The sequence below is a fragment of the Dermacoccus sp. BD5 genome (genome assembly GCF_044878485.1).
Classification (GTDB): Bacteria; Actinomycetota; Actinomycetes; order Actinomycetales; family Dermatophilaceae; genus Dermacoccus; species Dermacoccus nishinomiyaensis.
Genome location: NZ_JANJER010000003.1, coordinates 239,799 through 256,513 on the forward strand (window position 1 = coordinate 239,799; position 16,715 = coordinate 256,513).

13 protein-coding genes and 2 rRNA genes are annotated in these 16,715 nt (G+C 69.3%); 3 read left to right on the plus strand and 12 right to left on the minus strand.

Going from position 1 to position 16,715, the window contains the following annotated elements; genetic code table 11:
• The first annotated feature begins 52 nt into the window (after window positions 1-52).
• On the plus strand, window positions 53-637 hold the full coding sequence (locus tag NQ706_RS04320; RefSeq protein ID WP_038568529.1) for a hypothetical protein: 585 nt from the start codon (window positions 53-55) through the stop codon (window positions 635-637).
• Window positions 634-2,919, plus strand: coding sequence for an MMPL family transporter (locus tag NQ706_RS04325; RefSeq protein ID WP_051805935.1), 2,286 nt, complete (start codon window positions 634-636; stop codon window positions 2,917-2,919). Before NQ706_RS04320 ends, NQ706_RS04325 begins: the two co-directional genes overlap by 4 nt.
• Window positions 2,920-2,975: 56 nt before the next feature.
• On the opposite strand, the gene NQ706_RS04330 is transcribed toward NQ706_RS04325, so the two are convergent.
• From NQ706_RS04330 to NQ706_RS04340, 3 genes are all read right to left on the minus strand, one after another.
• On the minus strand, window positions 2,976-3,569 hold the full coding sequence (locus NQ706_RS04330) for an HAD family hydrolase (RefSeq protein ID WP_038568532.1): 594 nt from the start codon (window positions 3,567-3,569) through the stop codon (window positions 2,976-2,978).
• A gap of 143 nt (window positions 3,570-3,712) precedes the next feature.
• On the minus strand, window positions 3,713-5,548 hold the full coding sequence (gene aspS, locus NQ706_RS04335; protein ID WP_038571052.1) for an aspartate--tRNA ligase: 1,836 nt from the start codon (window positions 5,546-5,548) through the stop codon (window positions 3,713-3,715).
• Between the two features lie 284 nt (window positions 5,549-5,832).
• Window positions 5,833-6,267, minus strand: a complete 435-nt coding sequence (locus tag NQ706_RS04340) for a YchJ family protein (RefSeq protein ID WP_006943881.1) — start codon at window positions 6,265-6,267, stop codon at window positions 5,833-5,835.
• A gap of 74 nt (window positions 6,268-6,341) precedes the next feature.
• Between NQ706_RS04340 and NQ706_RS04345 the strand changes: the two genes are divergently transcribed.
• On the plus strand, window positions 6,342-7,322 hold the full coding sequence (locus NQ706_RS04345) for an asparaginase (protein WP_038568535.1): 981 nt from the start codon (window positions 6,342-6,344) through the stop codon (window positions 7,320-7,322).
• Window positions 7,323-7,326: 4 nt separating this feature from the next.
• Here NQ706_RS04345 and NQ706_RS04350 read toward each other — a convergent pair whose 3' ends face one another.
• From NQ706_RS04350 to NQ706_RS04390, 9 genes are all read right to left on the minus strand, one after another.
• Window positions 7,327-8,001, minus strand: a complete 675-nt coding sequence (locus tag NQ706_RS04350) for an NUDIX hydrolase (RefSeq protein ID WP_006943875.1) — start codon at window positions 7,999-8,001, stop codon at window positions 7,327-7,329.
• A gap of 153 nt (window positions 8,002-8,154) precedes the next feature.
• Entirely contained in the window at window positions 8,155-9,792 is a 1,638-nt protein-coding gene (locus tag NQ706_RS04355) for a CTP synthase (RefSeq protein ID WP_038568537.1), read from the minus strand.
• Between the two features lie 79 nt (window positions 9,793-9,871).
• Window positions 9,872-11,614 carry a DNA repair protein RecN gene (gene recN / locus NQ706_RS04360; RefSeq protein ID WP_038568539.1) on the minus strand — a complete coding sequence of 581 codons (1,743 nt, stop codon included), beginning with the start codon at window positions 11,612-11,614 and terminating at the stop codon, window positions 9,872-9,874.
• Window positions 11,615-11,681: 67 nt separating this feature from the next.
• Window positions 11,682-12,590 (minus strand): NAD kinase, encoded by a 909-nt coding sequence (locus NQ706_RS04365; RefSeq protein WP_006943868.1) that lies wholly within the window; start codon window positions 12,588-12,590, stop codon window positions 11,682-11,684.
• A complete protein-coding gene (locus tag NQ706_RS04370) occupies window positions 12,590-13,408 on the minus strand; it encodes a TlyA family RNA methyltransferase (RefSeq protein WP_038568540.1) in 819 nt (272 codons plus the stop codon). The genes NQ706_RS04365 and NQ706_RS04370 overlap by 1 nt, the downstream gene beginning before the upstream one ends.
• A 289-nt stretch (window positions 13,409-13,697) precedes the next feature.
• Complete coding sequence (locus NQ706_RS04375) at window positions 13,698-14,663, minus strand: HAD-IIA family hydrolase (RefSeq protein WP_006943874.1); 966 nt, start codon at window positions 14,661-14,663, stop codon at window positions 13,698-13,700.
• On the minus strand, window positions 14,656-15,480 hold the full coding sequence (locus NQ706_RS04380) for a tetratricopeptide repeat protein (protein ID WP_150112752.1): 825 nt from the start codon (window positions 15,478-15,480) through the stop codon (window positions 14,656-14,658). The genes NQ706_RS04375 and NQ706_RS04380 overlap by 8 nt, the downstream gene beginning before the upstream one ends.
• 899 nt (window positions 15,481-16,379) lie before the next feature.
• Window positions 16,380-16,497: ribosomal RNA gene (rrf, locus tag NQ706_RS04385) — 5S ribosomal RNA — on the minus strand.
• 86 nt (window positions 16,498-16,583) lie between these two features.
• Window positions 16,584-16,715: ribosomal RNA gene (locus tag NQ706_RS04390) — 23S ribosomal RNA — on the minus strand; the annotation flags it as partial.

A 16,715-nucleotide genomic window follows, 5' to 3' on the forward strand; every position in this document is an offset into this window, starting at 1 on the left:
GCACGACTAGAGTGAGCCGCGCCACCGCGCCGCCCGCCTCGAAGGACACCCCATGAGCGATTCCCCCCACCCCACCGCGATCCGTCAGACGTTCAACGTCGTCATCGGGTGGTTCGGGGTCGCCATCGGGATCGTCCTCGTCGTCAGCGGCCTCATGGCCCGCTCGCCGCACACGATGGCGTTCGTCGGCTTCGCCCTCGCCGCGGCGTCGTTCTGCGTCATGGTGCGCCCGAGCATCCGCTTCGACGCGGACGACGTCGTCGTCTCCAACGTCGTGCGTGAGGTGACGCTGCCCTGGCCGGGCATCTCGCACGCCACGTCGAAGGGCAGCCTCGTCATCCATGACAACGACGGGCACAAGACGACGGTGTGGGCGATCGGCTCGCAGAAGGCGCGCGGCGCGCGCAACACCGACGACGCGCGTCTCGGCATCCTGCCGACCGCGTCCCTGCGCCCGATGCCGGGCACCCTGACGCAGCCTTCGCGCTCTGCCGGCGCGCTGCGCGAAGCCCTCGACGCCGAGACGGTGGACAACCCGACCGACGTCCCCACCGATCGTCGCGTGCGCTGGCTGCCGCTGCCGTCCGCCCTCATGGCACTCGCGCTCGTCAGCGTCATCGTGGCGGTCATCGGATGAGGTGGGGCGCCACGCGACAGCGCGCCGGGGCCTCTCGGGCCGACGATTCGTCGGCTGCCTCGTCAAATGGTTCGGGCCATTCGCCCGAGCCGACCGACGGCGGGCGTCCGAGCGGGCGAGGCTACGGCGCCTTCGTCGCGCGTCACGCCAAGGCCATCGTCCTGACGTGGCTCGTCGCCGTCGTCCTGGCCTTTGCGACGACGGCCGGCGCCTTCGGTGGCGGCGGACTCTTCGCACACCTGCAGCAGGCCGAGCCGTTCGTGCCGGGTGAGGCACACACCGGCAACGACATGCTGCTGACCGGCGACAAGGCCGGCGGCAGCGTCGCCGTCCGACTCGACGGGGTGGCGAGTTCACAGCAAGCGGCTGTCGGCGCGAAGGTGCAGCAGGTGATCGACGACGTCGTGCACACGTCGGCGGTCGAGTCGGCGTACTCACCCGCGGCGAAACGCGACCCGCGCGTCGCTGCCGCCTACCGTTCCTCGAGCGCACCCGAGTCGATGGTCTTCGTCGCCACGCTCGATGCTGGGCTCGACAAGAGCGTGCAGGAGGACGTGAGCGCGCAGGTCACGAAGGCCGTCGAAGCGGTGATGCCCGCGGGGGTGCGCATGCGCACCGGCGGGTCCGTGGAAGTGCTCAAGCGCATCACCGATCAGGTGCAGGAAGACCTCAAGACCGGAGAGGGCATCGCCTTCCCGCTGACCCTCATCGTCATGGTCATCGTGTTCGGAGGATTCATCGCGGCGGGCCTCCCCCTCATCGGCGCGATCGCTGCGATCGCCGGCGGGCTGCTCGCGCTGCTCGGGTTCAGCCACGTCACCGACCTCGATGCGACCGTCGTCAACATCGTCACGATTCTTGGTCTCGGCCTCTCGATCGACTACGGCCTGCTCATCGTCGGACGCTTCCGCGAGGAACTGTCGCGCCTCGCGCTGCAGCGCGAGGCCGACGGCCTCGACGGGGTGCTCACGAGCGCCGACAAAGACCTCGCGACCCAGCGCACGATCGCGACGGCCGGGCGCACCGTTCTCTTCAGCGGGCTTACGGTCGCGATCTCCGTCGCAGGGCTCGTCCTGTTCCCCGCATCGGTGACAAAGGCGATCGGCCTCGCCGGCCTGTCCGTCGTCGCCGTCGCCTGCCTGGCGGCGCTGACGCTCGTGCCCGCCTGCGCGCGCCTCGCTGCGGCGCGCCTCGCGAAGAAGCGCGTGCAGCCTGACGCGGACGAGGGACGATTCGCCGACCTCGCCCACGCCGTCCAGCGTCATCTGTGGATCTCGATCTGCGGTGTCGTCGTCGTCCTGCTCGTGCTGGCCGCGCCGCTGATCGGCATGCGGCAGGTGAGCTCGACGAGCGCGTTGCTGCCGACGTCGGACCCGCAACGCACCCTCATGAACGACCTCGCCCACGACTTCCCTGTGCTCGGCGAACCCGCCGTGAGCATCGTCGGCGAGACCGACGTGGCGACGATGACGAAGTGGGTCTCGAGCGATGTCGCACACCGCGGATACGTCACCGGGGTCAACCCCGTGCGTGACCTCGGCGACGGCAAGGTCGCCGTCGGATTGCGAGTCGACGGGGCCACCCCCTCCAACGGGCGCACGCAGCACGTCGTCCACGACCTGCACGCTCACCGCCCAGGATTTCCGACATGGGTGACGGGCCAGCAGGCCAAGCTCGACGACTACACGCACGCCATCGCTGCGCGAGCCCCCTACGTCGTGCTCGTCGTTGCGTTCGCGACGCTCGTGCTGCTGTTCCTCATGACGGGATCGCTCGTCCTGCCGCTCAAGGCCCTCCTGTTCAACGCCCTCTCCCTCGGCGCGAGCCTCGGAGCGATGACGTGGATCTTCCAGAACGGCCACTTCGAATCGCTGCTCGGCTACACGAGCAACGACGCGATCGAGTCGACCGTCCCCGTCATCCTCATCGCGTTCGGTTTCGGCCTGGCGATGGACTACGAGGTATTCCTGCTCTCTCGCATCGTCGAGGCCCACGAACATGGTGACGACGACGCGCGCGCCGTCGCCGTCGGCATCCAGCGCAGCGGACGCATCGTGACGAGCGCCGCACTTCTCATGGTCATCGTCATGCTCGGGTTCGCGGCGGCGAAGATGGTCATCATCAAGCAGATCGGCGTGGGCCTCGCCCTGTCGATCATTCTCGACGCCACGCTCGTCCGCATGATCCTCGTGCCCGCGACGATGACCGTCATGGGCCGGTGGAACTGGTGGGCCCCCGCCCCGATGAAACGCTGGCACGCCCGCTTCGGCCTCCGCGACTGACTCCCCCGCGAATCGCGTCCCCCTTTGCGAATCCCGTCCCCAACGGCGATTTGCGGTCACATTCGAACACCGGCGCCCTCGAGCATCCGGCGCATGCCGGCCGCGCCGCTGCTGGGGTCATGCAGATGTGCCCGGATGCCGCAGGACGTCGCCGCCGCGACGTTGCGGGCCGAATCGTCGACGAACACGATCTGACGCGCCGGGACGTCCAGCCGGTCGATGATCGACGCGAAGAACGCCTCGGCCGGTTTGCACGCGCCGAGCTCGCAGGAATAGAACTCCTCGTCGAACACTCCGGCGTAGCGGCGGCGCATGAGGTCACGGCGCACGTCCTGCTGGTTGGTTGCGAGACGCACGCCGTACCCGGCACGTCTGACCTTCGCGACGACGGCCATCGCCTCTTCGTCGATGTCGAAACGCGACCACAGCTGCAGCGCGTCATCGGGATCGAGCGCGACCCCGTGCTCCTCGGCCGCGGCGACGAGGCAGTCACGCATCCTCGCCTCGCCCCGCATGGCGGGCAGGTCGCGGGCGAACACGACGGACGCGAAGCCCTCGCCACCGATCGCGTCGAGCGCACCCACCCAGCCGTGACGCGCGTGCTGCAGCACACCGTCGGCATCGAACAGGACGGTAGCCGTATCACGCATGTGGCGACCCTACGGTTGAAAGGGGCAAGCCCTGAAACCGTTGTCGGGCCCAGCACCCCCGGCGCGTCGCGCAGAATCGGTCGAGCCCCTGACGTCATGCGACGTCAGGGGCTCGACCCGTTGATCGGTCGCCGATCAGCCGATCACGACTTGTTGGGCGACGCCTCGGCCGGAGCGGCGGGCGATGCGGCGTCCGCAGAAGCCTCACTCTTGACCTGAGGCTTGGCGTCCACACCCGCCTCCTTGCGCTGCTGAGCGGAGATCGGGGCGGGCGCGGCCGTCAGCGGGTCATAGCCGCCGCCGCTCTTCGGGAACGCGATGACGTCGCGGATCGAGTCGGTGCCCGCGAGCAGCGAGACGATGCGGTCCCAGCCGAACGCGATGCCGCCGTGCGGGGGCGCACCGAAGCTGAACGCTTCGAGGAGGAAGCCGAACTTCTCGTGCGCGTCCTCCTCGCTCAGACCCATGACCTTGAAGACGCGCTCCTGCAGGTCCTTGCGGTGGATACGAATCGAGCCACCGCCGATCTCGTTGCCGTTGCACACCATGTCGTACGCGTACGCGAGCGCCTCGCCTGGTTCGGTGTCGAACGTGTCGACGTACTCGGCCTTCGGCATCGTGAACGCGTGGTGCACGGCCGTCCACGTACCGGAGCCGACGGCGACGTCCCCCGAGGCGACAGCGTCGGCGGCAGGCTCGAACAGCGGCGCGTCGACGACCCACAGGAAGCTCCACGCGTTCTCGTCGATGAGGTCGCAGCGCTTGCCGATCTCGAGACGCGCTGCGCCGAGCAGCGCGCGCGACGCCTTCGTCGCACCCGCGGCGAAGAAGATGCAGTCGCCGGGCTTCGCACCGACGTGGCCGGCGATGCCCTCCACCTCGGTCTCGGTGAGGTTCTTGGCCACCGGGCCGGTGAGCGAGCCGTCCTCCTGGACGAGGACGTACGCGAGGCCCTTCGCGCCGCGCTGCTTCGCCCACTCCTGCCACGCGTCGAGCTGACGACGGGGCTGCGACGCACCACCCGGCATGACGACGGCGCCGACGTATTCGGCCTGGAACACGCGGAACGTCGTGTCCTTGAAGAACTCCGTGCACTCGACGAGCTCGTTGCCGAAGCGCAGGTCGGGCTTGTCCGAGCCGTACTTCGCCATCGCGTCGGCGTACGTCATGCGCGGGAACGGCGTCGGCAGGTCGACGCCGATCGTCGCCCACACGGCCTTCGCGATCTGCTCACCGAGCTCGATGACGTCGTCCTGCTCGACGAAGCTCATCTCGATGTCGAGCTGCGTGAACTCGGGCTGACGGTCGGCGCGGAAGTCCTCGTCGCGGTAGCAGCGCGCGATCTGGTAGTAGCGTTCCATCCCGGCGACCATGAGCAGCTGCTTGAACAGCTGCGGGCTCTGCGGCAGCGCGTACCAGCTGCCCGGCGCGAGACGAGCGGGGACGAGGAAGTCGCGAGCGCCCTCGGGCGTCGAACGCGTCAGCGTCGGCGTCTCGATCTCGACGAAGTCGCGCTCGTTGAGCACGGCGCGCGCAGCCTGGCTCACCTTCGAGCGCAGACGGATCGCGTCGCCCTGGTCCTTGCGACGCAGGTCGAGGTAGCGGTACTTGAGGCGCGCCTCCTCTCCGACGGTGATGCGCTCGTCGATCTGGAACGGCAGCGGCGCCGCCTCGGAGAGCACCTCGATCTCGTTCGCGACGACGTCGACCTCACCCGTCGGCAGGTTCGGGTTGACGTCCTTCGGCTCGCGCGCGGCGACCTCACCCGTCACCTTGATGCAGTACTCGGAGCGCAGACCGTGCGCGGCTCCCGTCAGCACCTCGTCGCGTGCGACGACCTGGACGACGCCCGAGGCGTCACGCAGGTCGACGAAGGCGACACCGCCGTGGTCGCGACGCTTGGCCACCCAACCCGTCAGGGTGACGGTGTCACCGACGTCGGCTGCGCGAAGGGTTCCGGCTTCATGGGTTCGAAGCATGATGTTCCTCTCGATTCGTTCCATGCGGCGACGCGTCGATCGGACGATGCTCGACCGGGCGCCCCACGTGGGAGCAGCCCGGGAGGTGTGGGCGGGGGCCAGGTCGCGGTGCCACCACACCTTCGCCGAAAGATCTTCGGCCTCTCGTCGGTGACGCCGGACGCGCGGTCCGCCGCAGAACACGCCCGTCACGGGCGATGCTCGGGCGGGGTGTCAGGCCGCCACGGCGTACCTGCTCATTCTAGGTGATGCCGCGTGTGCGACGCGCCCGTGTTTTTCGCGGCTCAGTCGAGCTCGTCCCCGTCGACGTAGAACCAGCGGCCGGCGCGGCGTTCGAAGCGCGAGTGCTCTCGCAGCACCCCGCGACGGCCGTCGTCGGCGAGGTAGGACGCCTCGAAGGTGACGGTGCCGCGCGTATCGGCCTCGTTCATGCCGCCGTCACCCGTGTCGAGCACCCGCAGGGCCAGCCACGTCACGCCGTCGAGGTCGCCGACCTGAGCCGGGCGCGTGCGCGGATGCCAGGTGCGCCAGAGGTGGTCGGCGTCACGTAGCACGAACGCCGTGTAGCGCGAGCGCATGAGCGCTTCGGGCGTCGGCGCGAGCACGCCGTCGAGGACGAGCGGGCCGCAGCATTCGCGCAACGAGCGCCCGGGCACCCAGGCGCAGGGACACTCGGCGTCCGGGCCGGGTCGCACGCTTGGGTCGGCCGCAGCAGGCATGGGTCTCCTCGGTGACGGGCTCGCGCAGCGATCGGCGCGCGGCGGTTCGTTGGCACGACGATAACCTGTGCGCCATGACGAAGCGGATCGCGATGTACTTCCTCGGCGGAACCATCTCCATGTCCTCCGATGACGGCGCCGGAGTGCGCCCCACGCTCGGCGCCGACGACCTCATCGCCGCTGTCCCCGGCCTCGACGCAGCTGACGTCGACCTCACCGGCGAGACGATCGCGCGCGAACAGAGCGGTTCGCTCACCCCGGCGCACCTGCTCGAGGTGCTGCAGCGCGCGAGTGCCTCCGACGCCGACGGGTTCGTCCTCGTCCAGGGCACCGATACGCTCGAGGAGAGCGCCTACCTGCTCGACCTGCTCTGGGACGACGGGCGCGCGTTCGCCGTCACGGGCGCGATGCGCAACCCGACGATGGCCGGGGCCGACGGAGCCGCCAACATGCTCGCCGCGATCCGCGTCGCCGCGAGCGACGCCGCGCGTGGGCTGGGCGTCGTCGCCGTGTTCGCCGATGAGATCCACGCGGCGCGCTCGGTGACGAAGGGCGACACGTCGTCGCTCACGACGTTCGTCTCCCCCGACTGCGGCCCGATCGGGCGCGTCCTCGAAGCTCATACCCACCTCTTCCACCGCCCCGCGCGACTGCCGGCCCTCCCCCGGCCTGACGCCGTCGACGCCGAGGTGCCCGTCCTGACGGTGGCACTCGGGCAGTCCCCGCGGGCGCTCGACGCCGTGAGCGCGGGCGCCGACGCGCTCGTCATCGCCGGCCTCGGAGCCGGGCACGTGCCCGGGTGGTGGGCCGAGAGCGTCGGACACATCGCGGCCCGCATTCCCGTCATCATGACAAGCCGGACGTTCTCGGGCCCGGCGCTCGTCGAGACGTACGGTGCGGTCGGCGCGGAGGTCGACCTCCAGCGCCGCGGCGTCGTCATGGGTGGCTACCTGCGCGCCACGCAGGTGCGACTGCTCGTCATGACGATGCTGGCCACCGGGGCCTCACGCGAGAGCATCGCCGCCGAGGTGCGCCGCCGCGGCGGCTACCGCTGACCCGCTACTGCTTCGGAGCGAAGGCCGGGTGCACCGACCACGGGGTGTCGGGGGCGCGCAACGGCGCCCAGCCCGCGTCGCGCGCCGCGCGAGCCGCGAGGCATGACATGAGCAGCGTCGGGTTGTGGAGGCGCCCCGCGAGCGCTGCGTCGACGACGTCGTCGAGGCGAGCCCAGCCGGTCGGCATGTCGAGTTCTTCCTCCTCGCGCTCGAACCGGTCATCCTCCGACACGTCGGTGAGGTCGCGGGCGAGGAAGACGCGAAGCTGCTCCGAGAGCCCGCCCGGTGACGAGGCGTAGTCGATGAGCAGGTCGAGGCGTCCGGCGCGCAGGTCGGCCTCTTCGTAGAGCTCACGCAGCGCCGCCTCGTGCGGCGGCTCGCCGTCGACGTCGAGCAGCCCCGCCGGGATCTCCCACTCCTGCGCACCGATGGGGTGCCGGTACTGGCGAATGACGAGCACCTCCTCAGCGCCGGGTTCGCCGCGCATCGCGAGGACGGCGACGGCGCCCGGGTGGCGGACGAAGTCACGGGTGACGCGTCCGGCATCGCCGAGATCGGCTTCCTCCTGGACGACGTCCCAGACCCGTCCCTCGTAGACGACGTCGCTGCGCACGACGGGCGCGGGGGTGTAGTCGTCGACGAGTTGACTGGGGGTGATCGTGGGGTGGATGGAAGTCATGCCACCGATCCTGACACACCGGACTGGCACCCGGCCCCACCCGGCCGCTACGTCGCAGGCCGACGTCCCAGGAAACGACGAGGAGGGCGGCGCCGTCTCCGGCATCGCCCTCCTCGATTCATGACACGCGGCCCGAACAGCGGCCGCACGTCGTCACTTGCTCGGTCGCTCCAGCGCGGCCTCGACGAGCCCCGCGAACAGCGGGTGCGCACGGTGCGGTCGCGACTTGAACTCCGGATGAGCCTGCGTCGAGACGTAGTACGGGTGAACGTCCTTCGGCAGTTCGACGAACTCGACGAGCCCGAGCTCGGGGTGCGTACCCGAGACGACGAGGCCAGCGTCGGTGACCTGCTCGAGGTAGTCATTGTTCACCTCGTAGCGGTGACGGTGACGCTCGCTCACCTCCGTCGTGCCGTAGGCGTTCGCCACGACCGAGCCGTCGAGCAGCTTCGCCGGGTAGGCGCCGAGGCGCATCGTGCCGCCGAGGTCGCCGGCGCCCTCGACGAACGACTTCTGCTCCTCCATCGTCGCGATGACGGGGTGTGACGTCTCGGGGTCGAACTCGGAGCTCGACGCGTCAGCGATGCCCGCGACGTTGCGCGCGTACTCGATGACCATGCACTGCAGGCCGAGGCAGATGCCGAGCGTCGGCACCTTGTTCTCACGGGCCCACTTCAGCGCGCCGAGCTTGCCCTCGATGCCGCGCACGCCGAACCCGCCGGGCACGAGCACCGCGTCGACACCCGACAGCGCCTTCTTCGCGCCCGCGTCGCTCGTGCAGGTGTCGGAGGCGACCCAGCGGATCTTCACCTTCGTGTCGTGATGGAAACCGCCGGCGCGCATCGCCTCGGTGATCGACAGGTAGGCGTCGGGCAGGTCGATGTACTTGCCGACGAGGGCGATCTCGACCTCGTGCGCCGGACGGTGGACGTGGTCGAGGAGCTTGTCCCACTGGGCCCAGTCGACGTCACGGAACGGCAGGCCAAGGCGGCGGATGACGTACGCGTCGAGCCCCTCAGAGTGCAGCACGCGCGGGATGTCGTAGATGCTCGGCGCGTCGACGGCGGCCGCGACGGCCTCGGAGTCGACGTCGCACATGAGCGAGATCTTGCGCTTGATCGGCTCGGGGATCTCGCGATCGGCGCGCAGGATGAGCCCGTCGGGCTGGATGCCGACCTGACGCAGTGCAGCGACGGAGTGCTGCGTAGGCTTCGTCTTCAGCTCACCGCTGGGGCCGATGTACGGCACGAGCGAGACGTGGAGGAAGAAGACGTTGTCGCGGCCCACGTTGTGGCGCACCTGGCGTGCGGCCTCGAGGAACGGCAAGGACTCGATGTCGCCGACCGTGCCACCGATCTCGGTGATGATGATGTCGGGTGCGTCGTCACCGTTCGCCTCGGCGCGCATGCGCTCGACGATCTCGTTCGTGATGTGCGGGATGACCTGCACCGTGTCACCCAGGTATTCCCCGCGGCGCTCGCGGGCGATGACGTCGGAGTACACCTGGCCGGTCGTGACGTTGGCGCGCCCGTGCAGGTTGACGTCGAGGAATCGCTCGTAGTGACCGATGTCAAGGTCGGTCTCCGCGCCGTCTTCGGTGACGAACACCTCACCGTGCTGGAACGGGTTCATCGTCCCCGGGTCGACGTTCAAGTAGGGGTCGAGCTTCTGCATCGTAACGCGCAGGCCGCGCGAACGCAGCAAACGGCCGAGACTGGATGCCGAAAGGCCCTTTCCGAGGGAGGAGGCCACGCCTCCGGTGACAAAAATATGCTTCGTCGTCTGATCCACCACGGAATGCCAGCCTACTTCATCGAGAGGTGTTCGGGCGACAGGGTTGCCGCACGATGGATGTGAACCGAGAGAACGCTCAGGCGCTCGCCTTCTGTGACGCGCCGGCGGCCGTCAGCAGCGATTCGGCGTGCTCGCGCGCGACCGCGCTTGTCGTGTCGCCACCCAGCATGCGCGCGATCTCGGTGACGCGCGCGTCACCCGTGACGGCGGCGACGCCGCTCTCGGTGACGGCGCCGTCATGCGATTTGTGGACGACGAGGTGGTTGTCGGCGTACGCCGCGACCTGCGCGAGGTGCGTCACGACGATGACCTGTGCGCTCTGCGCGAGCCGCGCCAGGCGCGCGCCGATGTCGTGCGCCGCCTCGCCCCCGACGCCGGCGTCCACCTCGTCGAACACGAACGTGGGCACGCTGCCCGTCGACGTCACCACCTCGAGGGCGAGCATGACGCGCGACAGCTCACCACCGGAGGCGGCCTTCGTCACCGGCTTCGGATCCATGCCGCGGTTGGCCGACAGCAGGATCGTGACGTCGTCGATGCCGTGCTCCGAGGGTTTGACGAGGCGCCCGTCGGGCAGTTCGAGGCCCTTGTCGGCTTCGGCGATCGAGACCTCGACGACGAGGCGAGCCGAGCCCATCGCGAGGTGATGCAGCTCCTGCGTGACAGCCTCACCCAGTCGCTCGGCCGCGGATCGACGCAGATCGTGCAGCGCGAGAGCATCAACCCCGACCTTCGGCGTGAGCCCCGCGATCTCGGCGTCGATCGCGGCGATGCGATCGTCCGAGCCGGCGAGCTCCTGAGCCTCACGCCCGGCCTGCTCACGCCACGTGAGCACGTCGTCGAGTTCGGGCCCGTACGCCTTGAGCAGCTGGGTGATGGCGGCGCGCCGCTGATGCACCTCCTGCAACCGCTGCGGATCCATGTCGATGGCCGCCGCGTACTGCGCGACGTCGGCGGCGAGGTCGGCCGTGAGCGTCTGCACCTCCCGCAACCGCTCGATGAACGGTGCGAGGTCGGCGTCCAGCGTCACACCCGACTCGAGCCCACTGCGCGCAGCAGCCATGAGCGCCAGCGCATTCGGCTCGTCGGGCGACAACTCGTCGCCGGCCATCGCCGCACCCGCACCACGCGAGGCGGCCAGGAGATCCTCGGCATGCGTGAGCCGCTCGCTCTCCGCCGCGAGTTCGACGTCCTCACCCTCGAGCGGCTCGATCTCGTCGATGCGCGCGATCCCGGCCTCGAGCATCGTGAGCCGCTGCGCGCGCTCCTGCGCCTTGAGCGTCAACTCGCGCCGCTCGGCCCGCAGCGCCTTCAGCCTCACGTACCCGTCGCGGTAGCGCTGCGCCAACTCGGAGAGTTCGGGGCCTGCGAACGCGTCGAGGATCTGACGGTGTTCCTCCGGCTGCTTGAGCCGCCATTGGTCGGCCTGCCCGTGCACCGCGACCAGCTCATGCCCGATGCGCGCCAGCACGCCTGCGGGGACACTGCGCCCGGCCACCTGCGCACGCGAACGCCCCGTCGCGGCCACCGAGCGGCTGAGGATCACCTCGTCGCCCGCCTCCACGTCGAACTCATCGGCCAGCGCGGCCGCGCTCACGTGCTCGCCCGGCACGTCGAGGAACCCCTCGACGAGCGCCGACTTCTCCCCCGTGCGCACCCGATCGGCGTCAGCACGCTCACCGAGCAGCAGCCCGAGACCGCTGACGACCATCGTCTTGCCCGCGCCCGTCTCGCCCGTGACCACGTTGAGCCCCGGGCTGAGTTCGAGCGTCGCGTCGGCGATGACACCCATGTTGCGAATCCGGATTTCCCTCAGCACGCTTCCCACCCTACGGGCACGACGCGACGAATGGTGATTCGAACACGCTTACGAACAGATCAACTTTTCAGTGCGCGCGTCGCATGCCGCGCCAGCCCTCGACCGGCAGGTCGAACTTGCGCACGAGACGATCGGTGAAAGGCGCCGTGCTCAAACGTGCCAGCGTCACGGGCTTGTCGCTCGCGTGCACCTCGACCCGGGCTCCGTCGGGCAGGTCGAACGGGCGTCGCCCGTCACACCACAACACGGCGCGCCCTTGCGCACCAGGCACGAGTTCGACGGCGAGCTGCGCGCGCGGCCCCAGAACGAGCGGGCGCGCGAACAGCGCGTGCGCCGAGATCGGCACGAGGAGAATGGCCTCGGTGTCCGGCCACACGACCGGTCCTCCCGCGCTGAAGGCATAGGCCGTCGACCCCGTCGGCGTCGCGATGACGACGCCGTCAGCGCCCCAGGACGCGAGGGGACGGCCGTCGATCTCGACGGTCAGTTCGAGCATGCGCTCTCGTGCGGCCTTCTCGATGCTCGCCTCGTTGAGCGCCCACCCGCGGTGCAGTTCCACCTCACCGCGCCCGTCGGTCGCGACGACCTCGAGCGTCGCGCGGGTCTCGACGATCCACGAGCGCTCACGCACGCAGGCGACGATCCGCTCGACATCCTCCTTCTCCGCCTCGGCGAGAAACCCGACGTGGCCGAGATTGATGCCGAGCAGCGGCACCCCGCAGTCGCGCGACAGTTCGGCGGCGCGCAGGATCGTGCCGTCGCCGCCCAGGACGACGGCGAGCTCGCACGCCACCCCGGCTTCCTCCGGGGCGACGGTGACGACGCCGGGTCGCTGCACGATCCCGAAGGCCGCCAACTCGTCAGCAATGCCCGCGACCTCGATACCGGCGGCCGTCAGCCCGTCGACGAGCCGCTCGGCGACCTCGTAGGCCTCGGGCCGGCGCGGATGGCCGATGAGCAGGACACGGCGGTTCATCACTCGCTCCTTCGCGTGAGGTCGCGGATTCGCTGGTCGACGGAGGCTTCGTCCAGGGCGCCGCCGACCGCGGCGCGACGCAACAAGACGAGGTATTCGTGGTTGCCGTGGCTGCCCACCATCGGGCTCCACTCGAGACCGTGCACGGCGAGGCCGAGGTCGCACGCGCACCCGAGCACCTTGTCGATGCTCTCGCGACACTGCTCGACTGACGTCACGACGCCCGTCCTGCCCAGTCTCTCGCGTCCGACCTCGAACTGCGGCTTGATGAGCGCGATGAGATCACCGTCGTCGGCGAGCAGAAAGGCCATGTGGGGCAGGGCCAGCGTCAGTGAGATGAACGACAGATCGCTGACGACGAGTGCGAACGGTGAGCCGTCGAGCTGCGTCGCGCTCACGACGTCGCGGACGTTGACGCCCTCGAGATCGGTGACGCGCGGGTCGCTCTTGACCGGTTCGGCGAGCTGGCCGTGCCCGACGTCGAGAGCGACGACGTGAGCCGCCCCCCGTTCGAGCAGCACCTGCGTGAACCCACCGGTCGAGGCCCCGACGTCGATGGCGTGTGCCCCCGCGACGCGGGTCGCGACACCGGGAAAGGCCTCGAACGCGGCGAGGAGCTTGTGTGCGGCACGGCCCACGTAGTGGTCGAGGTCGCCCTCGATCTCGACGTTCTGCGTGTCGCTCACCTTGGTCGACGCCTTCGCCTCGGCCTTGCCGTCGACAAGCACTCTCCCCGCGTCGAGCAGCTCCTTCGCCTGGGCGCGAGAACGCACGAGGCCGCGCGCCACGAGGGCGGCGTCGAGTCGCACACCACTCACGCCTGGGCCTGTTCGAGGCGTCGCTGCAAGCTCTCATGGACGTCGTGTGCACGAGCGATGACGTCGGCGGCGTCGACGTCGGGCCCACAGCTTTCCGACCCGCTGTCATTCGACGCACTGCCGACCGACCCATTGCTGCCCGTCGACTCGCCGGCCATCGCATCGACGCTCTCGCGCAGGCGGCTCACGGCATCGTCCAGCTCTGTGTCACCGACCGGGCCGTCCCCGGCGATCACACGACGGCCCCCGGCCCGCTGGGCGAGCTCACCCGGGCTGGGCACCCCGACGCTCATGACCCGCACGCCTGACGCATCTCGCGCGCCGCGTCCTCGGCGGAGAGGTCTCCCGCATCGACGCGCTCCCACAGGGACGTCAGCAGACCGCGCACGCGAGCGATGCTCGCCCCCGCGTCGCATTCCCCGGCAGTCTCGACCTCGTACGGCTGCGTCAAGCCGCGCAGATCCGCGAGCACGTACGTCGGGCGACGCTCCTTCGGTGCCGCGGCTGCGTCCGCGAGGCCGTGAACACCGGTGAGCACGAGCACGCTGTCGTACCCGCCGCGGGTCGCGCCTTCGATATCCGTCTCGAGCCGGTCGCCGACAGCAAGGACGCGCGACGCGTCGGCCGCGCCGATGCGCTCACTCGCCATGTCGTACATGACGGGCATGGGCTTGCCGGCCACTTCGGGATCGACCGCCACCGCATTGCGGACGGCCTGGACGAGCGAGCCGTTGCCGGGTGCGATCCCTTTCTCGGTCGGCAAGGTCAGGTCAGTGTTCGTCGCGACCCAGCGCGCACCACCGTTGACGGCGTGCGCTGCGGCCGCGAGGTCCGTCGCACGGACATCCGGCCCGTAGCCCTGGACGACGGCATCGATGTCGCCGGTACCTGCACCTGCATCGTCGTCGCCGACGCAGACGAAACCGGCCTCCCTCAGCGCTCGGGCGACGCCCTCCCCGCCGATCGGCAGGACGATACGCACCTGCGCGCCACTCTCGCGCAGCACGTGCGCTGCCGCCATCGACGAGTTGACGACGTCCTCGTCGCCCAGAAGCAGCCCGAGCTCACGCAGATGCGCCGCGACGGCCGACGGGGGACGCGAAGCGTTGTTCGTCGCGTAGACGACACGCGTCCCATGCTCGCGCGTGCTCTGGAGGCTCGCGATGGCATGCGGGATGGCGTCGGGCCCTGCGTAAACGACGCCGTCGAGGTCGCAGACGATGCCGTCGTACCGGTCGAGCAGGCCTTCAGTCACGGGAGTCCTGTTCCCCGACCGACGCTGACGGTTCGTTCGGCGGTACCGCGCCGAACGCGCTCAGGTCGAGCTCGGCGAGACGCGGGTCGACGTCCTGCTCGTCCTCCGGCGCGAGGTCGGTCAGCTCGAAGCCGTCGATCTGATCGATGCGGTCGGCGGCGTCCGTCTCGCCATCACGGTCAGCCGCGTCAGCCTTGACGAACCACGCCCGCGCTTCCTCCTGCTCACCCAGGTCGAGCAACGCGTCAGCATACGCATAGAACAGACGAGCGGCCCACGGCTGCGTCGTCGCCTTCTGCAGGGCGGGAATGCGCAATCCGACGACGGCAGCTCGCGACTGTCCCATGTCGCGGCGCACGCCGGAGACGACGATGGCCAACTCGATGTTGTCCGCCTCAGAGAGGCGTTGCGCTTCCGGAGAGTTCGCCAGCTCAAGGGCCCGCTCGTAGCGCCCCAGGCCACGCTCGCAGTCGACCATGTACGGCAGCAGGTGGTCGGAGCCGGACAGCCGACGCGCGGTCCGGAACTCACGCAGCGCCTCGGCGAACTCGCCCGTACGGTAGAGCACCAGACCGAGCGCCTCGCGCGCTGCCGGAACCCGGCCGGCCCGGCTCACGGCGTGCTGCGCGTGGTCGAGCGCCTTCTCCGGGTTCTCGTCCACCAGTTCGGCGGCAGCGACGAGGTGCTTGGCGACGCCCTCGGCGTTCTCCTTGCTCAGGGTACGCAGCTGCTGACGCACCGCCTTGTCGAGCTCATAACCCGTGATGTCCTCCGGCAGCACCGGCTCCGGCTTGCGACGGGGACGCTCGTCCCCCACGGCCTTCGCGTCCCAGCTGCGCGGGCCACGAATCGACGACTGCTCGTCCGACCAGCCGGCACCGCGGTCCCCCCGGCCGGTGAACCCGCCACGGTTGTCGCTGCGGACATCCTGACGGAAACCGCCACCCCGCTCGTCACGACGATCCGAACCGCGTCCGTAACCGCCACGCTCATCACGCCCGGACGAGCGACGCTCGTCCCGGCCACGGTCATCACGACGGAAACCCCCACGATCCTCACGACCCCGCTCGTCCTCCCGACGCGGTCTGCCATAGCTGCGGTCGTCCCGCCCACGGTCGTCCCGACGGAACCCCCCACGATCGTCACGGCTGCGCTCATCACGACGGAACCCCCCACGATCGTCACGACCGAAGGAACGGCGATCGTCACGACCCCGCTCGTCGTCCCGACGCGGGCCACCGTAGCCACGCTCATCGCGACGGAAACCTCCACGGTCGTCACGGCGGTCGCCGCCCCGTCCATGGCTGCTTCGCTCGTCGCGACCTGACGAGCGACGATCGTCGCGTTCGAACCGACCCCGCTGCTCACGGGAACCCCTGTCGTCACGAGCCGGGCGAGGCTCGCCGGAGGCCGCCCCAAGACCTCCCTGCGACCAGCGCGAACTGCGTTCGCGACGCTCTGGCGTGTTCTCGGTGTTCTCGTCAGGCATGTCTTCCTCTTCTCAGGACGGGCAATAGACATCGTGGCACGAGGGCGGCGCCTCGGGCGAGCCGGCACCCATTACTACGACCGAGCGAGGGCATCGATCACGGCTGCCCAGCCAGGGCACACATGAAAGAAGGGCCCTTGATCCGAGAACAGCTAGGTTCCGAGCCACCTATCGGGGGCTTCGAGGAACACGACGTTCATCAGATCAAGGACCCTTCTGTTGAAGAAGTCCGGCGGTGTCCTACTCTCCCACACCCTACCGAGTGCAGTACCATCGGCGCTGAAGGGCTTAGCTTCCGGGTTCGGAATGTGACCGGGCGTTTCCCACTTCGCTATAACCACCGTAACACTATGAAACATATCAACCCATCATGGTGGGTGTATTGTTTCAGAATTACACAGGGACGCGAGCACACAGCAAACAAAAAGTGTGATGTTAAGTTATCGGTTCATTAGTACCGGTCAGCTACAACCATTACTGGTCTTCCACATCCGGCCTATCAACCCCATCGTCTCTAGGGAACCTCTCACACACAAGGTGTATGGAAACCTCATCTCGAAGCG

Excerpts from the sequence above, each read along its gene's own strand:
- NQ706_RS04340 (WP_006943881.1), bottom strand. The coding sequence starts at position 6,267 with ATGCCTGCTGCGGCCGACCCAAGCGTGCGACCCGGCCCGGACGCCGAG.
- NQ706_RS04345 (WP_038568535.1), top strand. The coding sequence starts at position 6,342 with ATGACGAAGCGGATCGCGATGTACTTCCTCGGCGGAACCATCTCCATG.
- NQ706_RS04330 (WP_038568532.1), bottom strand. The coding sequence starts at position 3,569 with ATGCGTGATACGGCTACCGTCCTGTTCGATGCCGACGGTGTGCTGCAG.
- NQ706_RS04350 (WP_006943875.1), bottom strand. The coding sequence starts at position 8,001 with ATGACTTCCATCCACCCCACGATCACCCCCAGTCAACTCGTCGACGAC.
- NQ706_RS04325 (WP_051805935.1), top strand. The coding sequence starts at position 634 with ATGAGGTGGGGCGCCACGCGACAGCGCGCCGGGGCCTCTCGGGCCGAC.
- NQ706_RS04320 (WP_038568529.1), top strand. The coding sequence starts at position 53 with ATGAGCGATTCCCCCCACCCCACCGCGATCCGTCAGACGTTCAACGTC.
- aspS (WP_038571052.1), bottom strand. The coding sequence starts at position 5,548 with ATGCTTCGAACCCATGAAGCCGGAACCCTTCGCGCAGCCGACGTCGGT.
- NQ706_RS04365 (WP_006943868.1), bottom strand. The coding sequence starts at position 12,590 with ATGAACCGCCGTGTCCTGCTCATCGGCCATCCGCGCCGGCCCGAGGCC.